Genomic DNA, 20,521 nt, shown 5'->3' with positions numbered 1-20,521 from the left:
GGCGGACGCCGGTGAAGGTACGCGTGAAGGCCACGGACCCAACCCGGTCCGTGGCCTTCGGCTCAGGACAGAGCGGTCTTAAAAATCACGGATTGGTGAAGTGAACCAGAGATGCACAGACTTGACGGCCGCCGGGTCACCGACTTTCTGGCAGCGAAATTTGCCTCTCCGACCCGCAGTACGCGGTTGACGGTCGTCCTGGGCCGATGGCTCGGGATTGCCTTCACGGTCTGCTTCCTCACGGGCCTGTTCAGCCACGGACTGCAGAACCCGCCGGCCTGGATGATCTTCCCGACACGGCCTGTGTGGATCTATCAGCTCAGCCAGGGAATCCACGTGACGGCGGGTATCGCATCGATCCCGCTGCTGCTGGCGAAATTGTGGTCGGTCTATCCGGAGCTGCTGTCATGGCCGCCGGTCCGGTCCGTCGTCCACGGCCTTGAACGGGCCTCGATCGCCCTGTTCGTGGCCGCGTCCCTGCTGCAGGTGACAACGGGTCTGATCAACACCTACAAGTGGTACCCCTGGCCGTTCCCGTTCCGTGAGACCCACTACTGGCTGGCCTGGGTCATCTGGGGTTCGCTGCTGCTCCATATTGCGGTCAAGCTGCCTGCGATCAGTGCGCATTGGCGGCGCCGGCAGGCCGCGGCCGCCGCCAGCAATTCCCCCGTGTCCGGCGCGTCCGACGCGGCCGTGGGGGAGTCCGGGGCCGGAGTGCCTGCGCCCGGCCGCTGGTCCCGGCGGGCAATGCTGACGGCCGTCACGGCCGCCACCGGGGCCGTGGTCGTCACGACGGCGGGACAATCATTCGCCTGGCTGGCGCCGTTGAACCTGTTTGCTCCCCGGAAAATGGGAACCGGCCCGCAGGGGGTTCCCGTAAACCGCACCGCCGCCGACGCCAAGGTCGCCGACGCCGCGATGTCCCCGGCCTGGGCCCTGCTTGTGCGTTCCGGCCCGGTGACGCGATCCTTCACCCTGGAGCAGTTGAGGGCCATGCCCCAGCACAGCCATGAGCTGCCGATCGCCTGTGTCGAAGGATGGAGCCAGCTGGCCAGCTGGCGGGGGGTGCGGGTCCGCGACCTGCTGGCAGCTGTCGATGCTCCCCCGGAATCGGACCTGCACGTCACCAGCCTCGAACCCGAAGGCGCCTACCGCACCATGAGTATGCCCGCGGCATACGCCAGGGACGAGCAGACGCTCGTGGCCCTGGAACTCAACGGTGCGGCGCTCGACCTGGACCACGGTTACCCGGCCCGCATCATCGCGCCAGGCCGCCCCGGGGTCCTCCAGACCAAGTGGTTGCAAAGTGTGGAGGTGCTGTGAGCGCGGGCAAGTCTCGAAGGAACATCCGGCTGGTGCTTGGTGCCGCCGGGGTGGCCGTCCTGGGGTACGGCCTGGTGGGGTTGCCCACCCAGCTCGGGCCGGCACAACTCCTGGGCCTCCTGACGTGGATGGCCGTCGCCGTTCTGCTGCACGACGGCGTCCTGGTGCCGCTGTCCACGGCCGCGGGCTTCGGCCTGACCCGGGCCGGGTCAAAGCTGCAGCCCGCCTCAGCCGCGGTGTTGCGTGGAGCGCTGCTTACCGGTTCCCTAGTGACCCTGCTGACGGCGCTGCTGCTCAAGGCCCAGTCCGTGGCGCGGAAGAGCACCGTCCTGGAAGCTGATTACGCGGTGAACCTGGCCTGCCTCTGGGCGGTCCTGGCCGTGGTCTCGGCCGTCGCCATTCTCCTGCTGGAACGCCGGGGACGGCGGGCCGGAAGCCGGCGGCGCTAGCCGGCTATCCGGGTTCGCCGCGCAGCGGAGCCACGGCAAACTCCCGCATGCCCTCCTCGAAAGCCACAGCCGGGGCCCAGCCCAGTTCGTCCTTGATCCGCTCCGAGGAAGCGGTGATGTGCCTGACGTCCCCGAGCCGGTACTCGCCGGTGACCACCGGTGCCGGCCCGGCGCTGAAAGCGCTCAAGGCAGCCGCCACGTCGCCGATGGTCCGGACCTCGTCCGCCCCCACGTTGTAGGCCCGGAACGGCGGCCTGGTCTCTTCGGCCAGCGCCTCGGCGGCGGCGATGTTGGCCGAGGCGACGTCCCGGACATGAATGAAGCTGCGACGCTGGCCGCCGTCCTCGAACACGCGCGGAGCTTCGCCGCGGGCCAACGCCGACCGGAACAATGACGCCACGCCCGCATACGGGGTGTTCTTCGGCATCCTCGGTCCATAGACGTTGTGGTACCGCAGGGCGATGGCTGAACCGCCGGTGCTGCGGGCCCACGAGGAGGCAAGATGTTCCTGACTCAGTTTCGACGCCGCGTAGACGTTCCGGGGATCCAGCGCCGCGTCTTCCGTGACCATCGCGGGAACCAGGACCGTGCCCTCCTCCGGGTCTCGGGGGTCGTAGACCCCTGCACGTAAATCGGCTTCGGAACGCGGCCCGGGCCGGACCGGCATCCCGGTCCGGGGATCCGCGTAGGCGCCCTCGCCGTAGACGACCATGGACGATGCCAGCACCAGCCGGCCGATGCGGTGCCGTTCCATCGCGGCCAGCAGCACAGCCGTGGCGTAGTCGTTGTTGCGGACATAGTCCGGCGCATCCGCGAAGCTGACGCCGAGGCCCACCTTTGCGCTTTGGTGGCAGACAACATCGACGCCGCGGAGCGCCGCGTCGACCGTGCCCGGGTCGGCGACGTCCCCGACCATCAGATCCACGTCCGGCATGAGGGCCGGGGGAACGGGGTGGAGATCGGGGGCCATCGAATCCAGGATCCTGACACTCCAGCCCTTGGCGAGGGCGGCGTCGACAATGTGCGAGCCGATAAAGCCGGCGCCGCCGGTGACCAGGATCTTCATCGGGCAGCCACCGGGGCCAAGCCGGCGGGCAACGCCATGATCCTGCGTACCGCCTCGGGATCCATCAAGGGCCGGGCCCGGTAGTCCGGGCCGATGGCCGCCACGGCGGCTTCGAGAACGGCCAGCACGTTGGGCTGGGCGTTCCGCAACCGGGCGAAGACGGCGTCGGCGGTCACGGGATCGGAACCGTCGTGTCCGGTGTCCGAATCGGTGATGAAGGCCAGGTTGGCGAAGCCCATGTTGAGTTCTGCGGCCAGCAGCGGTTCGGGGTACTGGGTCATGCTGATGATGTCCGCACCCCCTGCGGCGTACCACCCGGACTCGGCCTTCGTCGAGAACCGTGGTCCGTTGATCACCACGACTGTTGCCGTCGGGGCGAAGGCGAGGGTGTTTTCCTCAAGGGCGGCGGCCAGGTGTGAACGCAGGGTGGGGCAGAACGGTTCCGACGCCGGCAGGTGCTGGACGCCGGCGGCCGGGACGCCCTCGGCGACGGTTCCGTCGAAGAAGGTATCCGCCCGCCCCCACGTCCGGTCGATGATCTGGTCGGTGACCGCAAAGGTGTCGGGTCCGTAACCTGCACGGAGGCCGCCCACCGCCGAGGACGAGAGGACCGCCTCCACACCGAGGCTCTTGAGCGCCCAGATGTTGGCCCGGTAGTTGATGCGCTGCGGCGGCACCGAGTGCTTCCCGCCGTGCCTGGGTAGGAAGGCCACCCGTCGGCCGGCAAAATCCGCCAGGGTGACGGGGGCGGAGGGCGTCCCGTACGGCGTGCTGACCTCGACCGTGTCGATGACTGTTGCAGCCGGGAGCTGGTATGTCCCCGATCCGCCGATGATGCCGATGCGCGCCTGAGCCGTTCCGGTGGTAGGTGTTTCCATAGTCGGTCCTGTCATGTCGTGGGGTGCGGGGAAGCTGTTGGGGACCCGGTCGCGGGCCGGTCACTGTGGAGGCCTGAGTCGGCTGCGAGTCCGCCGAGGGCGGCCAGTCGATGCCGGCGGTTCCGACGCCACAGGGCGCCCGCTACGACGGCGCCGGCGGCGAGGACCAGTGCGGCCTGGTGCAGCGGAAGGCTGAGCGGATCCTCGATGGGGACCATGTAGATGGCATCGAGGGCGAGGATGACGGCGATGTACTCCCAGCGGCGGCTCAAGACGATGAACGGCAGGAGCATCAGGGCGTACCAGGGGTAGTTCGGGCTGACGATCAGCAGGGTCAGTCCGATCATGACGGTCTGCTGTTCCCAGACATTCCCCGGACCGGTCCTGCGGAGCACGTAGACCGCCACGGCAGCCAGGGCCACGGCGCTCAGCACCGGGGGCCAGCCACCCGCGGATGCGAGCTGGGCGAGCCCGAACCTGGTGCCGCCGCTCTGGCTGTAGCCTTCCTCCTTGAGATAGCCGGGGAGGAATCCCAGGACGCCTACTCCGGCCACGGCCAGGTACGGTACGTAGAGCAGGGCGAAGGAGGCCAGCGCGGCGGCGATGAACCGGACGGGGCGCCGGAACAGCAACGCGGGAGCTGCGATCACCGGAATGAGCTTTGTGGCCACGGCAGCGCCGAAGGCGACGCCGGAGCGCAGGGGCTTGCCGCGGGTCAGCAGCATTCCGCTGACCAGGATCAACGCGGCACCCAGAAGGTCCACATGCGCGTTGTTTACCGCCTCGAGCTGGACGAAGGGGCTCCACGCCCAGACGGCGGCGATGTGCGCGGGCAGGCCGCGACGCGCCAGGGCGGAGAGCACCAGGAGTGTGACGCCGACGCTCATCAGGAGACCGGCCAGCTGGAAGGGGAGGTACCCGACCGAGTCGGGAAGGGCTATGCGAACAGCGGCAAAGTAGATTTCGGCAGTTGGCGGATAGATGGTGGGCACGTGCGGCCGGTTAATGGCAGTGCACAAGGGGCTGCCGGAGGGGAAGCCGAAGGCAGGAACCGAGTCCGTTGGGAAAAGATCCTTGGCACAGACGGGCCTGCCGTCGTCGTCGAGGCCGCCGGGGGCGAAGAGCCAGTCCGGCCTGAGTTTGGCGATCGTCTCGTCGACGGGCACGTAGGAATACGGGGAGACGCCCGCCTTTTGAACGATCCCGTCCCAGGCATACCGCGCGGAATCGTTACTGGTCCGCGGAGGTGCGCTCACGGCCACCAGACCGAGCAACACCGTGCCGGCGACGAGGACGCCAGCCAGCCGGTGACGCGGTACCCGGCGGAGGGCAAGGACGGCCCAGGCAACGGCACCCCAGGAGAGCAGGGTTCCGACGATCGGTGCCGATTCGAACGGGTTGTGCGGGACAACCATCCACCACAGCAGAGCTGCGAGCACCAGGAGTGGTGCCGCTACCGCTGCCCATGGTGCGAGCCTTGCGCCGCGCGCTGCCCCTGGACGTACCGGCGGGGCGCTCCCGGCCCTCACACTGCCGTCCTGGACGGCCACGCAGAGGGGGACAGCCGGCAGAAAACACGGTCCTGAACCCGGTGGACCGACGCTACCGTCCATCCGCTGCGCGGCGCCCGGGCAGCGATTCCTCCGGTTCCCGTCCTGGCCCAACGGAACGGAGCACTCCGGTTTCCCGCAGGATCCTCCAGGACGGCGGTGTACACGGTATCCAGCTCATCGTCGGCCTCCACCTCCACCAGGAGCGTCCCCTGGGGGGCAATGAGGTGGCGGCAGCGCCGGAGCAGGGCGGTGATGCCGCCGCCGATGCCGATGTTCCCGTCCAACAGGATCAGCGACTGCCACTGGCCGGTGTGCGGGACGGGATCGAAGATCGACTGTTCGAGCACCCGGACGCCACGGCTCCGCGCCCGCCTGACGGCCTCGGCGCTGGTGTCGATTCCCCAGGCGGTGAGGCCAAGGTTCTGCGCGGCGGACAGGAGTCTTCCCGGGCCGCAGCCGATGTCCAGGAGCGGCCCGTCGAGGCGCTTGAGCACCGACAGCTCGGCCGGGCTTGCCTCCGCGCACCAGCCTTGGACGTCGAAATCAACGGGATCGGCGGTCTGGTCCGTGTCCGGGCGCAGGGTCAATGTTCCTGTCCCCTTCGCCAGCGCCAGTGCATAGGGCTCCGTGAGGCCCTGGCCGAAGTGCATACCCGGTGCAACGGGAGTGGCCGTCACAGTCGGGCCCCCGAGAGAGCGGCCGGGTACTGCGGATTATCTGCGGCGGCATGAACCGCGTGGGCGAACTTCGTGGCGGGGATCAATGATGCGATGGCGACGGCATCGTCGAAGTAATCCATGTCCGTGAGCTCGGTCAGCGTTCCGACGCTGAGGCCCTCCGCCACCAATCGTTCCCGTTGACGCTGTCCGGTCGACTCCGTTGACATCGGCACGCCCCGGACCAGGCGGCCGCTGGGCCGTCGGAGGGCTAGTGCCCAGAAGCCGCCATCCGTGGCGGGACCGATCCAGGCGTCGTGACCGGGCGCGCCGGACCGCCAATCCGCGAGAAGCGGTGCCAGGTGATGGGCAGAGAATTGCGGGGTGTCCATGCCGACCAGGAGAACCGGGCCCGTGACGGCGTCGAAGATCGCGGCGAGCCGTTCGTCCAGCCCCCCGGCCTGTTGCGCGACGACGGTGAACCCCTCCGCGTCGTGCGCCGTGGGCGTCCCGTCCATCACCAGCCAGCGGCTCTTCGCAGGGAGCGTCCGTGCCGTGTCGAGGGTCTGGGTGAGGCTGATCTGCGCGATGGCGGCCGCCGCCTCGGGGCTCAGCGGCGGACTAAGGCGCGTTTTGACCCGGCCCGGCAGGCACTCCTTGGCGATGACCACCACGGTCAGGTCCATGTTGTTGCTCATAGGCGTCATTCGTTGCCGCTTGAGCTGCGGACCGGTCCCTGGGAGGAGGCGGCCGCGGCGGACTTCAGCTGCGCCGACATATCCCGGACGGCCGTGATGGTGCCGCGGAGCGTTCCCGTGACCTTTGATTTGCCGGTGCGTGCGGCGTAGGGGACCGGCACCTCCACAATGTTCCAGCGGCGCAGATGTGCCTTCAGGAACATTTCAAGGGGGTAGCCGCTGCGGCGGTCCTCAAGCCCGAGCGCCAGGAGATCTGTCCTGCGCGCCGCCCTCATGGGGCCCAGATCGGTCACAGGCTCCCCGGTGAGGCTCCGCAGGCGCCAAGCGAGGACGATGTTGGCGATCCTTGCATGGACAGGCCAAGAGCCGCGCTGGGGCTGACGGCTCCCCAGCACCAGGTCCGCATTGCCGTTCGTTACCCGCTCCACGAGGGCCGGCAGCCGGGCCGGGTCCAGTGAACCGTCGCAATCGCAGAACGCGACGACGTCTGCCGTGGCCGCGAGGAGTCCGGCGTGCGCCGCGGCACCGAATCCGCGCCGTCCCTCGTGGACGACCAGGGCGCCGAGGCTGGTGGCGATCCCGGGCGAACCGTCCGTGGATCCGTTGTCCACCACGATGGCTCGATACCCTTCCGGAAGGCGGGACAACACCCAAGGGAGGGCGCCGGACTCGTTCAAGCACGGGAGAACGACGTCCACCATGGCTCCGGTCATAAGAAACAGCCTTTCAGGGCGTGGTCTGGAGCGCTTCGCGCGGAATCTCCAACGGTACCTGGACGGAAGAGAGCCACGGACCGCCAGAGGCGGTCCGTGGCCTTTCCCGCCGGTGCAGACCATACATCCGGCAGGTAATGGGTGGGGGTTACTTGGTGTTGACGGTGATCTTCGCGATGCCGACGAGCATGTCGGCCTTCACGGCGTCGGTCTTGAACGTCTTGTTCAGCAGGCCCGCGGCGGTATCGGAGATCAGGACCCGGGTACCTTCCAGGACCGCGGTGTCGCCCGAGGTCTGCAGGGGCTTCAGGGTCGAACCGTCGAGGTTGAAGATGTAGGCCTGCTTCGCGGCGCTCTCACCGTTGACCGAGACGTCACCGTAGAGCTTCGAGGTGCCCGGATCAATCGTGAAGTTCGTCAGCTCGACCTTGGTGTCTCCGGCAGTGAGGGAGAAACCGGACCCGGCGTGGCTGATCAGGCCCTGGACGTAGGGACGGTAGTCCTTGGACGGGTCGTAGTAATCAACCTTGCCGCCGGTGATCGGGAAGACCAGCGAACCGTCGGTCAGCTGGGCGGTGCCCACCGTGCCGGGGGTCAGCTTCAACGTCTCCAGGGCCTTCGCGAAGGAAGCATCAAGCTTCACCGCGGTGGACACACCGGTCAGGGCCGGGATCGAAGCCAGCGGCTTCGGCGCAGCAGCCGCGGAAGAGGAGGACGACGCCGAGGACGAGGGGCTGCTTGAGGCGTTGTTGGCCGGGCTGCAGGCAGCCAGGGAGAACATCAGCGAACCGGCGGCGGCAACACCGAGGAAAGACTTCATGGACGTGCGCATAGAACTACTCCTTAGGACGAATGGGGAAAAGCCCGGCCCAGGCACGCGAACGCGGCCTGATCAAACCGAAGGGACCGGCTTGGTCTGTCAGAAGTACTTCGGTAACACCCGCCCCACGGATTGGTCCCCACCCCACCAGTATCTGTTTTCTGCGTACGCTGGGCGCATGCAGATGCGCCTAGAAGTGATCCAGGTTCCGGTGGCCGACGTCGACGCGGCCAAGGAGTTCTATTCCGAGCGGCTGGGGTTCGTGCTGGACCACGACGTCGAACACATCCCGGGGATGCGGGTAGTCCAGCTGACCCCGCCCGGCTCCGCGGCGTCGATCGTGATCGGGACGGGAATGACCGGGATGAAGCCCGGCAGCCTCGAGGGGCTGCAACTGGTGACCCCGGACCTGGCCGCGACGCGCGCCGAGCTGGTGGGCCGCGGGGCGGAGGTCAGCGAAATCGAGGACATGGGCGGCGTCCTATTCGCCCACCTCAGCGATCCGGACGGCAACCGCTGGGTGCTGCAGCAGGCGCTGTAGGGGGCTAGGAGCGCAGGATGGCGTTCAGCCGCTCCGTGTCCTGGGCGGTGCGGGACCGGCCCAGGAGCACGACGGCGGCAACCGCGGCGGCCGCGGCGAGCAGCAGCGGCAGGATCCACGGGATCCAGGTCAGGCCCGGCTGATAGCCGAGGCCCGCGGCCTGGAAGATGATCCAGCTGAGCATCCCCACCGTGAGGGCGACACCGGCGGGTACGGCGATGCCGTACTTGGCATGCCGCTTGTCATTGGCCCAGACGACGAAGCCGGCGGCAACGGCCACCATCGCCACCACGATGAGGGAGAGCACAGCGGGTCCTAGAGGGCGCCGAAGCCGACGCGGCGGACCTCTTCGGCGCCGATCTCGACATAGCCGAGGACGCCGGCCGGCACGATCACCTGGCGGCCCTTCTCATCCGTGAGGCGCAGCTCGGTGCCCTTGGCGATGGCCTCGCTGACCAGCGCCGCCACGGCGTCGGCGTCCTGGCCGGACTCCAGGGCGATTTCGCGGCCGATGTTCTGAATGCCGATCTTTACTTCCACAGCAAGGCCTCCCAGCCAATCAAAGTGTTCACGTTCCCCTAAAGGGGGTTTTCTATTTGTAGTCTAGGACTCTTTCGGGAAGCGGCTGATTCCGCGCCAAGCTAAACGGTAGATCAGGTCGCTGGCCACATCGAGGTCCAGGTTGCCGTCCGTTTCCAGCCAGTACCGGGCGCTTACCTGGGCCATGCCGGACAGGCCGCGGCCCAGCAGCTGGGCCTCCAGCAGCGGGAGTTTGGTGTCCTCGGCGATGACCTTGGCGATCGCGTCGGCGAACGTCTTGTTGAAGGTCTCGAGCCGGCGGGCGACGTCGGCGTCGTTCACCAGGTCGGACTCGAACACCAGCCGGTGCGCCTGGTCGTCGTGGGCGATGAACCGGAAGTAGGCCCGCATGACCGCCTGGACGCGTTCGTCGTTGTCGGTCGTGGAGTTCAAGGCCCCCAGCAGCAGCGCGGTGAGAGTGGAAAGGTGGCTGTCCAGCAGCGCCAGGTAAAGCTCACGCTTGGACGGGAAGTGCTGGTAGAGGACCGGCTTGCTCACGTGGGCGGTCTCGGCGATCTCATCCATGGCGGCACCGTGGTAGCCGTTCGCGACGAAGACCTCCTGCGCGGCGGCCAGAAGCTGGGCCCGGCGTTCATCGCGGGGCAGGCGTGCGGAACGCTGCCCACCGGTGCGCGGCTGCGCCGCCGGCTTTCCGGTCTGTCCCCGATCAACCGGTGCCTGATGAACCACTCTGGGCCTTCTTTCCTCGCTGTTGGTTCCACAATACGCGGGGGTAATATGACTGGCGGCAACTTCGGGCATAGATTGAAGTATGGCTTCGAAGTTGACCGAGAACAGTACTTCCGCCGCGGCCGGCCAGGCTCCCGGCCCGCTGGTGGAACCGGCCGCCGACCTCACCGCGGCGGAGGTGGAACGGTATTCCCGCCACCTCATCATTCCCGAGATCGGATCCCTGGGCCAACGCCGCCTGAAGAACGCCAAGGTCCTGGTGATTGGCGCCGGCGGGCTCGGCTCACCCACGCTGCTGTACCTGGCGGCCGCCGGCGTCGGAACGCTCGGGATCATCGACGACGACGACGTCGACCTGAGCAACCTGCAGCGCCAAGTGATCCACAGCGTCGCCGACGTCGGCAGGCCCAAGACCGAGTCGGCGCGGGACGCGATCGCCGCCCTGAACCCCCTCGTTGACGTCCGCCTGCACAACGTCCGGCTCGACGCGTCCAACGCCCTGCAACTGTTCGCCGGCTACGACCTGATCATCGACGGGGCGGACAACTTCGCCACCCGCTACCTGGTCAACGACGCGGCCGCCATCCTGGGCAAGCCCTACGTCTGGGGGTCGATCTTCCGCTTCGACGGCCAGGTCAGCGTGTTCTGGGAGCAGCACGGCCCCACCTACCGCGACCTGTACCCCGAGGCGCCCCCGGCAGGGTCCGTCCCCTCCTGTGGGGAGGGCGGGGTCTTCGGCATGCTGTGCGCCGCCGTCGGCTCCCTGATGGTTTCCGAGGCGGTCAAACTCATCACCGGCGTCGGCCGTTCCCTGCTGGGACGGGTGGCGCTCTTCGACGCCCTGGGCGGCAGCTGGCGCGAAATCAAGGTCTCCCGCGACCCGGACGCGCCCCGGGTCACCGAACTGACCGACTACGAGGCGTTCTGCGGGATCACCCCCGCCGCCGACGCCGGCACGGACACCGGGCACACCATCACCGCCACCCAACTGGCCACCATGCTCGCCTCCCGCAACGCTGGGCTGCGGCAGTTCGAACTGGTGGACGTCCGGGAGAGCGGCGAGTACGACATCGTCCGGATCGAGGGCGCCCGGCTCATCCCGCAGGGCCGGATCCTCGCCGGCGAGGCGTGGGCCGAGCTGCCGCAAGACACGGACATCGTGTTCCACTGCAAGGCCGGCACCCGGTCCGCGGCCGTCCTGGCCGCCGCCCGGGCCGCAGGCTACGAGCGCGTCAGCCACCTCGAGGGCGGCATCCTCGCCTGGGTCCGGGACGTCGAGCCCGGCAAACCCGTCTACTGAAAGGCAGCTCCATGGTCACGGACAACGGCACCACCCCGCAGCACCCCCTCGGCTCCGGATTCGGGCCCCGCACGACCGCGGCCGAAGCGGTCGCGGGAATCGACCTGCACGGCAAGACCGCCGTCGTCACCGGAGGCTATTCCGGGCTGGGCCTCGAAACGGTCCGGGCATTGGCCTCCGCCGGCGCCAAGGTCATGGTCCCGGCCCGTCGGCCAGAACACGCCCGCAAGGTGCTGGACCAGGCCGGCCTCGACGGCGTGGCCGTCGCCGCCCTGGACCTCTCCGACCTGGACAGCGTCAGGAGCTTCGCGGCGGACTTCCTCGCCTCCGGTTTCCTTGGAGAGGCCGGCAGCCTGGACATCCTGATCAACAACGCGGCCATCATGGCCAGCCCGGAAACCCGCGTCGGTCCAGGCTGGGAAGCGCAGTTCGCCACCAACCACCTGGGCCACTTTGCCCTGGCCAACCTGCTGTGGCCCGCCCTGTCCGCCGGGGATGGGGCCCGGGTGGTGGCGTTGTCCTCCACCGGCCACAAGCTCTCGCCGGTCCGGTTCGAGGACCTGAACTTCGACTCCGGCTACGACAAATGGCAGGCCTACGGCCAGGCCAAGACGGCCAACGCGCTCTTCGCCGTCGAACTCGACGCCCTGGGCAAGTCCTCCGGGGTGCGTGCGTTCGCCGTCCACCCCGGCGGCATCATGACCGAACTGCAACGCCACCTGCCCCGCGAGGAAATGATCGCCTCCGGCTGGATGGATGAGGCCGGGAACGTCAACGAACGCTTCAAGACCCCGGAGCAGGGCGCGGCCACCTCGGTCTGGGCCGCCACCTCACCGCGGCTGGCGGGAATGGGCGGGGTCTACTGCGAGGACTGCGACATCGCGGAACCCACCGTCCCGGGCTCCCCGGAGGCCAGGGTCCGCGGCGTTGACGCCCACGCGATCGACCGGGAGGCGGCGGAAAGGCTGTGGCAGAAGTCGGCGGAACTGACCGGCATCAACGCGTTCGCGTAGTCAGCGGCTGCGGGAGGGCCGGGGGGGAGAAACACCGGGGGCCGGTCAGGGGGACAAACGCCAAGCAGGGAGTTCGTCAGGCAGATTCGCTGTGGTCGACCGGGCAGCCGGCCTCCGCGGCCCGCGGTGCCTTGCCGGCGGCAGGCTGGGCGGGCTGTTCGACGGTGATGCCGTAGACGGCCTCGAGGCCTGCGACGTAGTCGGCCTGCTGGCCGTTGGCCGCCAGCTCACGGGCGCGTACCGTCGGGACGTGCAGCAGCTGCTTGACCATGCGGCGGAGGGCGAACTCGACCTCCTCGGCGGCGGCGGTGCAGCCGTGACGGGCGCGGACCTTCTCCATCTCGGCGTCAAGGACGTCCATGGTGTGCCGGCGAAGGGCCACGATGGCGGAGTCCACGGACCGCGCCTCCCGCTCCTGCTCGAAGGCGGTGGCGGCGCCGGCCACGATGCCGCTGGCCTGGGTCAGGGACTCGGCCTGCTCCTGCGGCGCGGCGAGGCGGACCGATTCGAGGGTGAGGAGTTCGACGCCGTCGAGCTCGGCCACGGCAGGGTCGAAGTCGTGGGTGAGCGCCAGGTCGATGGCGATCAGCGGCTGCGGCGAGGCCGAGCGGATGCGGGCGAGCTCGTCCGCCTCGACCCGGCTGTCCGAGCCGCTGCAGCCGATCATGATGTCCGCCGCGGCGACGGCGCCCGGCAGCGAGTCGCTGTCCAGGGCGGTCCCGCCGCGGGTGGCGACGAATCCGGCGGCGCGGCCGGAGGAGGAGAAGACGGAGATGTCGGTGCAGCCGCGTTCCCGCAGCAGGGACATGGTGGCGCCGGCGTAGGCGCCGGTGCCGAAGACCACGACCTTCTTGCCGGCCCAGTCGTTGCTCTCGGAGAGGTCGGTGGCCAGGTCGAGGGCGACGGAGACGATCGAGAGGCCGCGGGAGCCGAGGGCGGTCTGCGCGCCGACGTCCTTGGCGGTCTTCGAGGCGGCCTGGAAGAGCCGGACCAAGCCGGAGCTGGCGGTTCCCTCGTGCTGGGCGGAGATCAAGGCGCGGCGCACCTGGCCGGCGATTTCGCGTTCGCCGACGACGGCGGAATCCAGCCCGGAGCTGACGGCGAAGAGGTGCCGGCTGACGTCCGCGCCGGTACGGGTGTTGAAGGCGCGGGACACCAGCTGCTTGTTCAGGCCGCTGGTGTCGCTGATCCGGGAGATCAGGGCGGCGCGGGCCGCCTCGACGTCGTCGGGGTTCGGTGCCTCGCCGTAGATCTCGAACCGGTTGCAGGTGGAGAGTACGACGGCGCCGGCGACGGCAGGGGATTCTGCTAGGGCTGAAGTGGCAAGGCCGGAGGCACCGGTGCTCAACTGAGCAACGGTCTCGAGATCGATGTCGGCGTGTGTAGCCACCAATGAGAAAAGAACCACAGCACGACCATCATAGCTTTTTCGTCCTCCGGTAGAAGAGTTTCCGGACGTGGGACTGGGCACTCCCGGCTGTGAGCCGCAGCACATCCGCCGCCCGCGGCCGCTGTTTGACAGCCTGTCGTTATCTTTTGGGGCCGGTTTTGGGCAGAATCAAAGGCATGACTTCACGCGCGGCGGCACCCCACGACTCGACACTGGACGGAACGGACGGCACCCCCGGCGCCCAGGGCGGGCTCGACGCCGGCCACCCCCTGATGGACGGCCGCACCTCCGGGTCGCCGCTGATCACCGCCTACCGCGGCGGCACGCCCTCCCGCCGTCCCGTCTGGTTCATGCGCCAGGCCGGCCGCTCGCTGCCCGAATACCTGAAGGTCCGCGAGGGCGTGGCCATGCTGGATTCCTGCCTCCGCCCCGAGCTGGCCTCCGAAATCACCCTGCAGCCGGTCCGCCGGCACGACGTGGACGCGGCGATCTTCTTCTCCGACATCGTCATCCCGCTCAAGCTGGCCGGCGTCGGCGTCGACATTGTCCCCGGCGTCGGACCCGTCCTGGACACCCCGGTCCGCACCGCCGCCGACGTCGCCGCGCTGCCCACCCTGACCTGGGAGGCGCTGGAACCGATCCGCGAGGCCGTCCGGCTGACCGTCGCCGAGCTTGGCACTACCCCGCTGATCGGCTTCGCCGGGGCCCCCTTCACGCTGGCCGCCTACATGGTGGAGGGCCGCCCCTCCCGCGACCACCTGGGACCGCGCACCATGATGCACGCCGACCCGGAGACCTGGACCGCGCTGGCCAACTGGGCCGCCGACGCCTCCGGCATGTTCCTGCGCGCCCAGCTCGAGGCCGGCGCCTCCGCCGCCCAGCTCTTCGACTCCTGGGCCGGCTCCCTCGGCCTGAACGACTACACCCGCTTCGTGGCCCCCGCCTCGGCCCGCGCCCTGGACCACGTCCGCCACCTCGGCGCCCCGCTGATCCACTTCGGCACCGGAACCTCGGAACTGCTGGTCGCCATGCGCGACGTGGGCGTCGACGTCGTCGGCGTCGACTACCGCCTGCCCCTCGACGAGGCGAACCGCCGCCTGGGCGGCACCGTGCCGTTGCAGGGCAACATCGACCCGGCCCTGCTGGCCGCCCCGTGGGAGGTGCTCGAGGCCCACGTCCGCCAGGTCATCGCCGCCGGTGCCGCCGCCCCCGGCCACGTGCTCAACCTGGGCCACGGCGTCCCGCCGGAAACCGACCCGGACGTGCTGACCCGCGTGGTGCAACTGATCCACTCCATCGCCCCCGAGTGAGCCCCGTGGCCCCTGACGACGCCCCCGCCACCGCCGCCCCCACCGCTGTGGTGGTGGGCGGCGGCATCTCCGGACTCCTGGCCGCCCGCCAACTGGCCGGGGCCGGCGTCCGCACCACCGTGCTGGAGGCCACCGGAACCTGGGGCGGCTGCGTCGGCAGCCACGTGGTCGCCGGCCTGACCCTGGACAGCGGCGCCGAATCCTTCGCCACCCGCTCCGACGCCGTCGCCGCGCTGGCCCGTGAACTGGGCCTGGGGCCGCAGATCGCCGCCCCGAACCCGGGCGGGGCCTGGGTTCAGCTGCCCGAAGGCCCGCGCGAACTGCCCAAGACCGGCGTGCTGGGCATCCCCGCAAACCCCTGGGACCCCGAGGTCCGCCGCACCCTGGGCCTGGGCGGCTCCCTCCGAGCCTGGGTCGACACGCTCCTGCCGGCCTCCGTGGGGACCGGGGGCGCCGCCACCAGCGTGGCCGCCCTGGTCCGCGCCCGGATGGGCCGCCGCGTCCTGGACCGGCTGGTCTCGCCGGTGGTGGGCGGCGTGCACTCGGCGGACCCGGCACTGCTCGACGTGGACATGGTGGCCCCCGGCCTGCGCGCCGGCCTGCGCGCCCACGGCTCCCTCGCCGCTGCGGTCAAGGCCCAGCGCCGGGCCTCCACCACCGCCTCTCCTGCGGCCCCGCAGGAGAGCACTGCCCTGCAGGAGAGCACTGCCCCGCAGGAGAGTACTGCCTCGCAGGGGAGCGCCGTCCTGCAGAAGGCGGGCTCCGCCGTCGCCGGCCTCCGCGGCGGCATGCACACGCTGGTCACCGCGCTGCTGGCCGAACTCACGGACCTGGGCGTCACGCTCCGCGCCGGGACCCCTGCCGCCGCGGTCCGGCGGACCCCCACCGGCTGGCAGGTCACCGCCGGGGGAGAGGAGTACGACGCCGGGCGGCTGGTCGTCGCCGTCGAGGGCCCGGCCGCCGTCGGCCTCCTCTCCGGTGTCCTCCCCGAAATCACCGCCCTGCGTCCCGAGGCCGGCCCGGACGTCAAGCTGGTCACCCTGGTGCTGGACCGGTCCGAGCTGGATGCCGCCCCGCGCGGCACGGGCGTGCTGGTGGCCCCGCAAAGCCCCGGCATCCAGGCCAAGGCCCTCACCCACGCCACCGCCAAGTGGGCCTGGCTGGACGAATCCACCGCCCCGGGCCGCCACGTCCTCCGGCTTTCCTACGGCCGGGGCGCCACGCCGGGTGCCCCGGTGAGCGCGACCGCCGGCGCAATGCCGGAACCCGACACCGAGGCGGACCTGCTGGCCGCGGCCCTCCGGGACGCCTCCACGCTGCTGGGCGTGGGACTCTCCCGCGACGACCTCGCCGGGTGGGATGTGGTGCGCTGGGCGGGTGCCCTGCCGTTCGCGTCCCTGGGACACAAACAGCGGGTGGCCCGGGTCCGGGAACTCTGCGCCGCGGAGGGGGACCTCGCCGTCGTCGGCGGCTGGGTCGCCGGCAACGGCCTCGCCGCGATCGTCGCGGACACCCCCCGCCAGATTGCCCCGCTGCTGCCCGCCGTCGCCCGGGATTCCGCACCCTGAACGTGGTCCCGCGGCCTCCTGTGAGGGATCCGGACCTGCCTCCGCTAGCGGCAAAATAACGGTTCGGCAAATTTTCCCCGCCCCCTGACGGGCCGCTACAGTCGATGACCATGGTTACGCACAGGTCCGAAGATTTTAGTTCGTCGGCCGGCCATGGGGGACTCCGGCGCGGCACGGCAGCAGCGGCGCTCGGGGCGGTGCTGGTCCTTACGGCGGGAGTCCCCGCCACCCAGGCTGCAACGCCCACACCCAGCCCCGATGCCCCCACCGCGTCCGTCTCCGTGGGCCTCGGCGGCCTCATCGACGGACTGAGCGGCTCGTGGACCCCGTCACCGTCGCCCACCTCCGACGACGGGTCCAGCCCCACCCCTACCCGGAGCACCGCCCCGCCATCGTCCTCTTCGCCCTCGCCCGGCGGCACCCCCAGCCAGCCCTCCTCACCGTCGGCACCCGCTCCCGCCACCCCCGGAACCCCGGCCCCTGCCACACCCGGAACCCCGGCTCCCGCCGCGCCCGGAACCGTGGCGCCGGTTGTCCCGGCCCCCGCCGTTCCCGCTGCCCCGGCGGCCGGGGCAGGCATCGCACCGGCGCCGGCTCCCACCGAAGCCCCCGCCACTCCGGGCGCCGCCACGGCGACCGCGGCCCCCGGGGCCGCCGGGACGCCCACGCCCGCGGGCAGCCCGACGTCGGCCAGCACCCGGGCAGCCGCGAAGGCCGCCCCGGCCGCGGGCGCCCGGTCCGGCGACAGCATGCAGGCTGCCTCCGACGTGCGGCCCTTCGGCGGCTCCGCGCTGGTGGGCTGGGGCATCTGCCTGGTGGCCGTCTCCCTCGGCGCCGGCGCCGTCTACCTCCGGATGCGCCGGGCCTGACACGCCCGGCCCCGAGGCCGCTTGTGTGACATTCATCACTTCTACCGCTTGTAGAAGTTCCCTGTTTCGACTTCGTCTCGGGGAGGGGGCAGACTGGTACATATGAGCCACACTTCTGCCGAATCTGTCACCAAAACCGAAGAATCAGCCGAGCAGTTCTTTACGCTCTGGACCGTCTTCAAGCGCTCCTCCGATGTCCTCCGCAGCGGCGATGCGGCCGAGGACTTCGAGGCACTCCTCGGCCGGCTTGCCGAGGACGGCGTGATCCACCGCGGCAGCTACGACGTCTCCGCCATGCGCGCTGACGCGGACATCATGGTCTGGCTGCACGGCCCGCAGCCGGAGGCGCTGCAGCGCGCGATCCGCGACATCCGACGCAGCAAGCTCTTCGCCGGCACCGAGATCGCCTGGTCCGCCATGGGCGTCCACCGCGAGGCAGAATTCGCCAAGAACCACACCCCGGCCTTCTCCCGGAACGTGGAACCGGCCGAGTGGCTCTGCGTCTATCCCTTCGTCCGCTCCTACGAGTGGTACCTGCTGCCCGAGGCCGAGCGCGGCGCCATGCTCCGCGACCACGGCCTCCTGGGCCGCGACTTCCCCCAGGTCATCTCCAACACCGTGTCCTCCTTCGCCCTCGGCGACTGGGAATGGATCCTCGGCCTGGAAGCCCCGGAACTGGTGGACCTCGTGGACCTGATGCGCCACCTGCGCGCCACCGAGGCCCGCCACCACGTCCGCGAGGAAGTTCCGTTCTACACCGGCCGCCGCGTCAGCGCCGCCGAGGTCGCGGAAGTCCTCGCATGAGCCCGTTCGATCCCAAGGAAACTGCAATGACGCTGGAGAGCAACGTGACCGCTGAGAACGACCTGACCTCCGTCAACCCCGTCACCGAGGCGGGCCGCATGGCCCCCAAGGACTACGACGCCGTGCTCCTGGCCTCCTTCGGCGGCCCCGAGGGCCAGGACGACGTCATCCCCTTCCTGCGCAACGTCACCCGCGGCCGCGGCATCCCGGACGAGCGCCTCGAAGAGGTCTCCCACCACTACCGCGCCAACGGCGGCATCAGCCCCATCAACGCCCAGAACCGCGAGCTCAAGGCCGCCATGGAGGCCGAGCTGGCCAAGCGCGGCATCGAACTGCCGGTGTTCTGGGGCAACCGCAACTGGGACCCCTACATCCCGCAGACCCTGCAGGAGATCTACGACGCCGGGCACCGCAAGGTCCTGATGATCACCACCAGCGCCTACTCCTGCTACTCCAGCTGCCGCCAGTACCGCGAGGACATCGGCATGGCCCTGACCGAGACCGGCCTGGACGGCAAGCTCGAGGTGGACAAGGTCCGCCAGTACTTCGACCACCCCGGCTTCGTCGAACCGTTCGTCGAGGGCACCGCCGCCGGCCTTGCCGAGGTCCGCGCCCAGCTGTCCGCCGCCGGAACTCCGGACGCCCCGGTGCACATCCTCTTCGCCACCCACTCCATCCCCACCCGCGACGCCGAGGCGTCCGGCCGCTCCGAGGGCGAACCGCGCCGGTTCGAACAGGACTCCGCCTACGCCGCGCAGCACCTGGCCACCGGCGGCGAGGTCATCCGCCGCGTCGAAGCCCAGACCGGTGACACCGCCCCGTGGTCCCTCGTCTACCAGTCCCGCTCCGGCGCCCCGCACGTGCCGTGGCTGGAACCGGATATCAACGACGCCATTGAGGACCTGGCCGGCCAGGGCGTCAAGGGCGTCGTGATCGTGCCGCTCGGCTTCGTCAGCGACCACATGGAAGTCGTCTGGGACCTGGACACCGAGGCCCTCGAGACCTGCGAAAAGCTCGGCGTCGCCGCCACCCGCGTCCCCACCCCGGGCACGCACCGCAAGTTCGTCGCCGGCATCGTGGACCTGATCTCGGAACGGACCAGCTCCAACACCATCACCGAGCGTCCGCACCTGACCAAGCTCGGCCCCTGGTACGACGTCTGCCGCCCCGGCTGCTGCGCCAACTTCCGCGGTGAGAAGCCGACCATCTCCGGTGCCGACACCACCGTCGGCACGGGCCACGATCCCTACCCGGACGCCGCCGCGGCTGCCAAAGTGACCGGGCACGCCGCGCCGTGACCGTCCGGATCGGAACGAGGGCCAGCAAGCTCGCCCTCACCCAGACCCAGCAGACCGCGGACCAGCTGGCGGCCGTCGGCGGGTTCCCCGTGGAGCTGGTGCACATCCGTACCGACGGTGACGTCCTCACCGGCCCGCTGTCCCAGATGGGCGGCACCGGCGTCTTCGTTGCCGCCCTCCGCGACGCCCTGCTCCAGGACGCCTGCGACGTGGCCGTGCACTCGCTCAAGGACCTGCCCGTCGGCCCGGCCCTCGGCCTGAGCCTGGCCGCGACCCCGAAGCGCGTGGACGTCCGCGACGTGCTCTGCGCCCGGGACGGACTCACGCTCGCCCAGCTGCCGGCGGGCGCCACGGTGGGCACCGGCTCACCGCGGCGTGCGGCCCAGCTCCGCGCAGCGCGCCCGGACCTGGACATCCGCGACATCCGCGGCAACGTGGACACCCGCCTGGGCCGCGTGCCCGGGCTGCCGGGTAACGCCACCGACGCCGTGGTGCCGGGCAAGTCCGGCGACCTCGACGCCGTCGTGCTCGCCGCCGCCGGGCTGCACCGCATCGGCCGGCTGGACGCGGTCAGCGAATACCTCGACCCCGACGTGATGCTCCCCGCCGCCGGGCAGGGCTCGCTGGCCATCGAATGCCGCACCGCCGACGCCCCGCGCAAGGCCGGCTCCACCGAGGGCTCCCAGGGCGTCCTCGCCCAGGCCCTCGCGGCGGTGGATGACCCGGACACGCGCCTGGCCGTCACCGCCGAACGGGCCCTGCTGGCCCGGCTCGAGGCCGGCTGCGCCGCCCCGGTGGGCGCCTACGCCTACCGCAAAGGCAGCTTGCTGCACCTGGACGCCGTGGTCTGCGCCGTCGACGGCACCGCCAGCGTCCGGGACAAGAAGGCCACCGACGGGCTGACCGAGGTGGGCGCAACCCTGCTCGGCATCGAGCTCGCCGAGGCACTGCTCGCGGCCGGCGCGGCGGACATCGCCGACCTGACCGCTTCCTGAGGAGGACC

Annotated in this window: 22 protein-coding genes; 11 read left to right on the top strand and 11 right to left on the bottom strand. The window is 70.3% G+C overall.

Features of this window, described 5'->3' with window-relative positions; genetic code table 11:
• Positions 1–111 precede the first annotated feature (111 nt).
• Both QWJ39_RS00505 and QWJ39_RS00500 read left to right on the top strand, forming a co-directional pair.
• Positions 112–1,323, top strand: coding sequence for a molybdopterin-dependent oxidoreductase (locus QWJ39_RS00505; protein WP_290255749.1), 1,212 nt, complete (start codon positions 112–114; stop codon positions 1,321–1,323).
• A complete protein-coding gene (locus QWJ39_RS00500; RefSeq protein ID WP_290255748.1) occupies positions 1,320–1,772 on the top strand; it encodes a hypothetical protein in 453 nt (150 codons plus the stop codon). The genes QWJ39_RS00505 and QWJ39_RS00500 overlap by 4 nt, the downstream gene beginning before the upstream one ends.
• Positions 1,773–1,776: 4 nt before the next feature.
• On the opposite strand, the gene QWJ39_RS00495 is transcribed toward QWJ39_RS00500, so the two are convergent.
• The 7 genes from QWJ39_RS00495 to QWJ39_RS00465 form a co-directional block, all read right to left on the bottom strand.
• Positions 1,777–2,838, bottom strand: coding sequence for an NAD-dependent epimerase/dehydratase family protein (locus tag QWJ39_RS00495; protein WP_290255747.1), 1,062 nt, complete (start codon positions 2,836–2,838; stop codon positions 1,777–1,779).
• Entirely contained in the window at positions 2,835–3,716 is an 882-nt protein-coding gene (locus QWJ39_RS00490) for an MTAP family purine nucleoside phosphorylase (RefSeq protein WP_290255746.1), read from the bottom strand. The genes QWJ39_RS00495 and QWJ39_RS00490 overlap by 4 nt, the downstream gene beginning before the upstream one ends.
• Positions 3,717–3,727: 11 nt before the next feature.
• Entirely contained in the window at positions 3,728–5,131 is a 1,404-nt protein-coding gene (locus QWJ39_RS00485; protein ID WP_290255745.1) for a glycosyltransferase family 87 protein, read from the bottom strand.
• Between the two features lie 110 nt (positions 5,132–5,241).
• The gene (locus tag QWJ39_RS00480; RefSeq protein WP_290255744.1) at positions 5,242–5,946 is read right to left on the bottom strand and encodes a class I SAM-dependent methyltransferase; all 705 of its coding nucleotides are present in this window, start codon (positions 5,944–5,946) and stop codon (positions 5,242–5,244) included.
• Entirely contained in the window at positions 5,943–6,623 is a 681-nt protein-coding gene (locus tag QWJ39_RS00475) for a DUF2064 domain-containing protein (protein ID WP_290255743.1), read from the bottom strand. Before QWJ39_RS00475 ends, QWJ39_RS00480 begins: the two co-directional genes overlap by 4 nt.
• 5 nt (positions 6,624–6,628) lie before the next feature.
• Positions 6,629–7,324 carry a glycosyltransferase family 2 protein gene (locus QWJ39_RS00470; protein WP_356902748.1) on the bottom strand — a complete coding sequence of 232 codons (696 nt, stop codon included), beginning with the start codon at positions 7,322–7,324 and terminating at the stop codon, positions 6,629–6,631.
• A gap of 160 nt (positions 7,325–7,484) precedes the next feature.
• A complete protein-coding gene (locus QWJ39_RS00465; RefSeq protein ID WP_290255741.1) occupies positions 7,485–8,168 on the bottom strand; it encodes a hypothetical protein in 684 nt (227 codons plus the stop codon).
• Between the two features lie 166 nt (positions 8,169–8,334).
• Here QWJ39_RS00465 and QWJ39_RS00460 point away from each other — a divergent pair, with 166 nt between their 5' ends.
• On the top strand, positions 8,335–8,697 hold the full coding sequence (locus tag QWJ39_RS00460; RefSeq protein WP_290255740.1) for a VOC family protein: 363 nt from the start codon (positions 8,335–8,337) through the stop codon (positions 8,695–8,697).
• 4 nt (positions 8,698–8,701) lie between these two features.
• Here QWJ39_RS00460 and QWJ39_RS00455 read toward each other — a convergent pair whose 3' ends face one another.
• The 3 genes from QWJ39_RS00455 to QWJ39_RS00445 form a co-directional block, all read right to left on the bottom strand.
• Positions 8,702–9,004: a hypothetical protein gene (locus QWJ39_RS00455; RefSeq protein WP_290255739.1), complete on the bottom strand. Its 303-nt coding sequence runs from the start codon at positions 9,002–9,004 to the stop codon at positions 8,702–8,704.
• Positions 9,005–9,012: 8 nt separating this feature from the next.
• Complete coding sequence (locus tag QWJ39_RS00450; RefSeq protein ID WP_290255738.1) at positions 9,013–9,237, bottom strand: DUF3107 domain-containing protein; 225 nt, start codon at positions 9,235–9,237, stop codon at positions 9,013–9,015.
• Between the two features lie 63 nt (positions 9,238–9,300).
• Positions 9,301–9,966 carry a TetR/AcrR family transcriptional regulator gene (locus QWJ39_RS00445; protein WP_290255737.1) on the bottom strand — a complete coding sequence of 222 codons (666 nt, stop codon included), beginning with the start codon at positions 9,964–9,966 and terminating at the stop codon, positions 9,301–9,303.
• A gap of 82 nt (positions 9,967–10,048) precedes the next feature.
• Here QWJ39_RS00445 and moeB point away from each other — a divergent pair, with 82 nt between their 5' ends.
• On the top strand, positions 10,049–11,266 hold the full coding sequence (gene moeB / locus QWJ39_RS00440) for a molybdopterin-synthase adenylyltransferase MoeB (protein ID WP_290255736.1): 1,218 nt from the start codon (positions 10,049–10,051) through the stop codon (positions 11,264–11,266).
• An 11-nt stretch (positions 11,267–11,277) separates the two neighbouring features.
• The gene (locus tag QWJ39_RS00435) at positions 11,278–12,279 is read left to right on the top strand and encodes an SDR family NAD(P)-dependent oxidoreductase (protein ID WP_290255735.1); all 1,002 of its coding nucleotides are present in this window, start codon (positions 11,278–11,280) and stop codon (positions 12,277–12,279) included.
• Between the two features lie 76 nt (positions 12,280–12,355).
• Here QWJ39_RS00435 and QWJ39_RS00430 read toward each other — a convergent pair whose 3' ends face one another.
• The gene (locus tag QWJ39_RS00430; protein ID WP_290255734.1) at positions 12,356–13,687 is read right to left on the bottom strand and encodes a glutamyl-tRNA reductase; all 1,332 of its coding nucleotides are present in this window, start codon (positions 13,685–13,687) and stop codon (positions 12,356–12,358) included.
• A gap of 254 nt (positions 13,688–13,941) precedes the next feature.
• Between QWJ39_RS00430 and hemE the strand changes: the two genes are divergently transcribed.
• The 6 genes from hemE (at position 13,942) to hemC (ending at position 20,513) form a co-directional block, all read left to right on the top strand.
• Positions 13,942–14,979: a uroporphyrinogen decarboxylase gene (hemE, locus tag QWJ39_RS00425; protein ID WP_290256464.1), complete on the top strand. Its 1,038-nt coding sequence runs from the start codon at positions 13,942–13,944 to the stop codon at positions 14,977–14,979.
• 5 nt (positions 14,980–14,984) lie between these two features.
• Positions 14,985–16,547: a protoporphyrinogen oxidase gene (gene hemG / locus QWJ39_RS00420; RefSeq protein ID WP_290255733.1), complete on the top strand. Its 1,563-nt coding sequence runs from the start codon at positions 14,985–14,987 to the stop codon at positions 16,545–16,547.
• A gap of 110 nt (positions 16,548–16,657) precedes the next feature.
• Entirely contained in the window at positions 16,658–17,416 is a 759-nt protein-coding gene (locus QWJ39_RS00415) for a hypothetical protein (protein WP_290255732.1), read from the top strand.
• Positions 17,417–17,518: 102 nt separating this feature from the next.
• Positions 17,519–18,220, top strand: coding sequence for a hydrogen peroxide-dependent heme synthase (gene hemQ / locus QWJ39_RS00410; RefSeq protein ID WP_290255731.1), 702 nt, complete (start codon positions 17,519–17,521; stop codon positions 18,218–18,220).
• Positions 18,221–18,246: 26 nt separating this feature from the next.
• Positions 18,247–19,518 (top strand): ferrochelatase, encoded by a 1,272-nt coding sequence (locus QWJ39_RS00405; protein ID WP_290255730.1) that lies wholly within the window; start codon positions 18,247–18,249, stop codon positions 19,516–19,518.
• The gene (gene hemC, locus QWJ39_RS00400) at positions 19,515–20,513 is read left to right on the top strand and encodes a hydroxymethylbilane synthase (protein ID WP_290255729.1); all 999 of its coding nucleotides are present in this window, start codon (positions 19,515–19,517) and stop codon (positions 20,511–20,513) included. The genes QWJ39_RS00405 and hemC overlap by 4 nt, the downstream gene beginning before the upstream one ends.
• Positions 20,514–20,521 lie beyond the last annotated feature (8 nt).

Origin of the sequence: Arthrobacter sp. YD4, assembly GCF_030410515.1 — a bacterium.
Lineage (GTDB): Bacteria > Actinomycetota > Actinomycetes > Actinomycetales > Micrococcaceae > Arthrobacter.
The sequence above is the reverse complement of the archived record's forward strand: the minus strand, read 5'-3'. Positions and strand labels throughout refer to the sequence as shown.

What these genes read in the sequence shown, in the direction of transcription:
- moeB (WP_290255736.1), top strand. Translation starts at nt 10,049, where the DNA reads ATGGCTTCGAAGTTGACCGAGAACAGTACTTCCGCCGCGGCCGGCCAG.
- QWJ39_RS00435 (WP_290255735.1), top strand. Translation starts at nt 11,278, where the DNA reads ATGGTCACGGACAACGGCACCACCCCGCAGCACCCCCTCGGCTCCGGA.
- QWJ39_RS00465 (WP_290255741.1), bottom strand. Translation starts at nt 8,168, where the DNA reads ATGCGCACGTCCATGAAGTCTTTCCTCGGTGTTGCCGCCGCCGGTTCG.
- QWJ39_RS00505 (WP_290255749.1), top strand. Translation starts at nt 112, where the DNA reads ATGCACAGACTTGACGGCCGCCGGGTCACCGACTTTCTGGCAGCGAAA.
- QWJ39_RS00460 (WP_290255740.1), top strand. Translation starts at nt 8,335, where the DNA reads ATGCAGATGCGCCTAGAAGTGATCCAGGTTCCGGTGGCCGACGTCGAC.
- QWJ39_RS00490 (WP_290255746.1), bottom strand. Translation starts at nt 3,716, where the DNA reads ATGGAAACACCTACCACCGGAACGGCTCAGGCGCGCATCGGCATCATC.
- QWJ39_RS00475 (WP_290255743.1), bottom strand. Translation starts at nt 6,623, where the DNA reads ATGAGCAACAACATGGACCTGACCGTGGTGGTCATCGCCAAGGAGTGC.
- hemQ (WP_290255731.1), top strand. Translation starts at nt 17,519, where the DNA reads ATGAGCCACACTTCTGCCGAATCTGTCACCAAAACCGAAGAATCAGCC.
- QWJ39_RS00405 (WP_290255730.1), top strand. Translation starts at nt 18,247, where the DNA reads ATGACGCTGGAGAGCAACGTGACCGCTGAGAACGACCTGACCTCCGTC.
- QWJ39_RS00485 (WP_290255745.1), bottom strand. Translation starts at nt 5,131, where the DNA reads ATGGTTGTCCCGCACAACCCGTTCGAATCGGCACCGATCGTCGGAACC.
- QWJ39_RS00415 (WP_290255732.1), top strand. Translation starts at nt 16,658, where the DNA reads ATGGTTACGCACAGGTCCGAAGATTTTAGTTCGTCGGCCGGCCATGGG.
- QWJ39_RS00470 (WP_356902748.1), bottom strand. Translation starts at nt 7,324, where the DNA reads ATGGTGGACGTCGTTCTCCCGTGCTTGAACGAGTCCGGCGCCCTCCCT.
- QWJ39_RS00495 (WP_290255747.1), bottom strand. Translation starts at nt 2,838, where the DNA reads ATGAAGATCCTGGTCACCGGCGGCGCCGGCTTTATCGGCTCGCACATT.
- hemE (WP_290256464.1), top strand. Translation starts at nt 13,942, where the DNA reads ATGGACGGCCGCACCTCCGGGTCGCCGCTGATCACCGCCTACCGCGGC.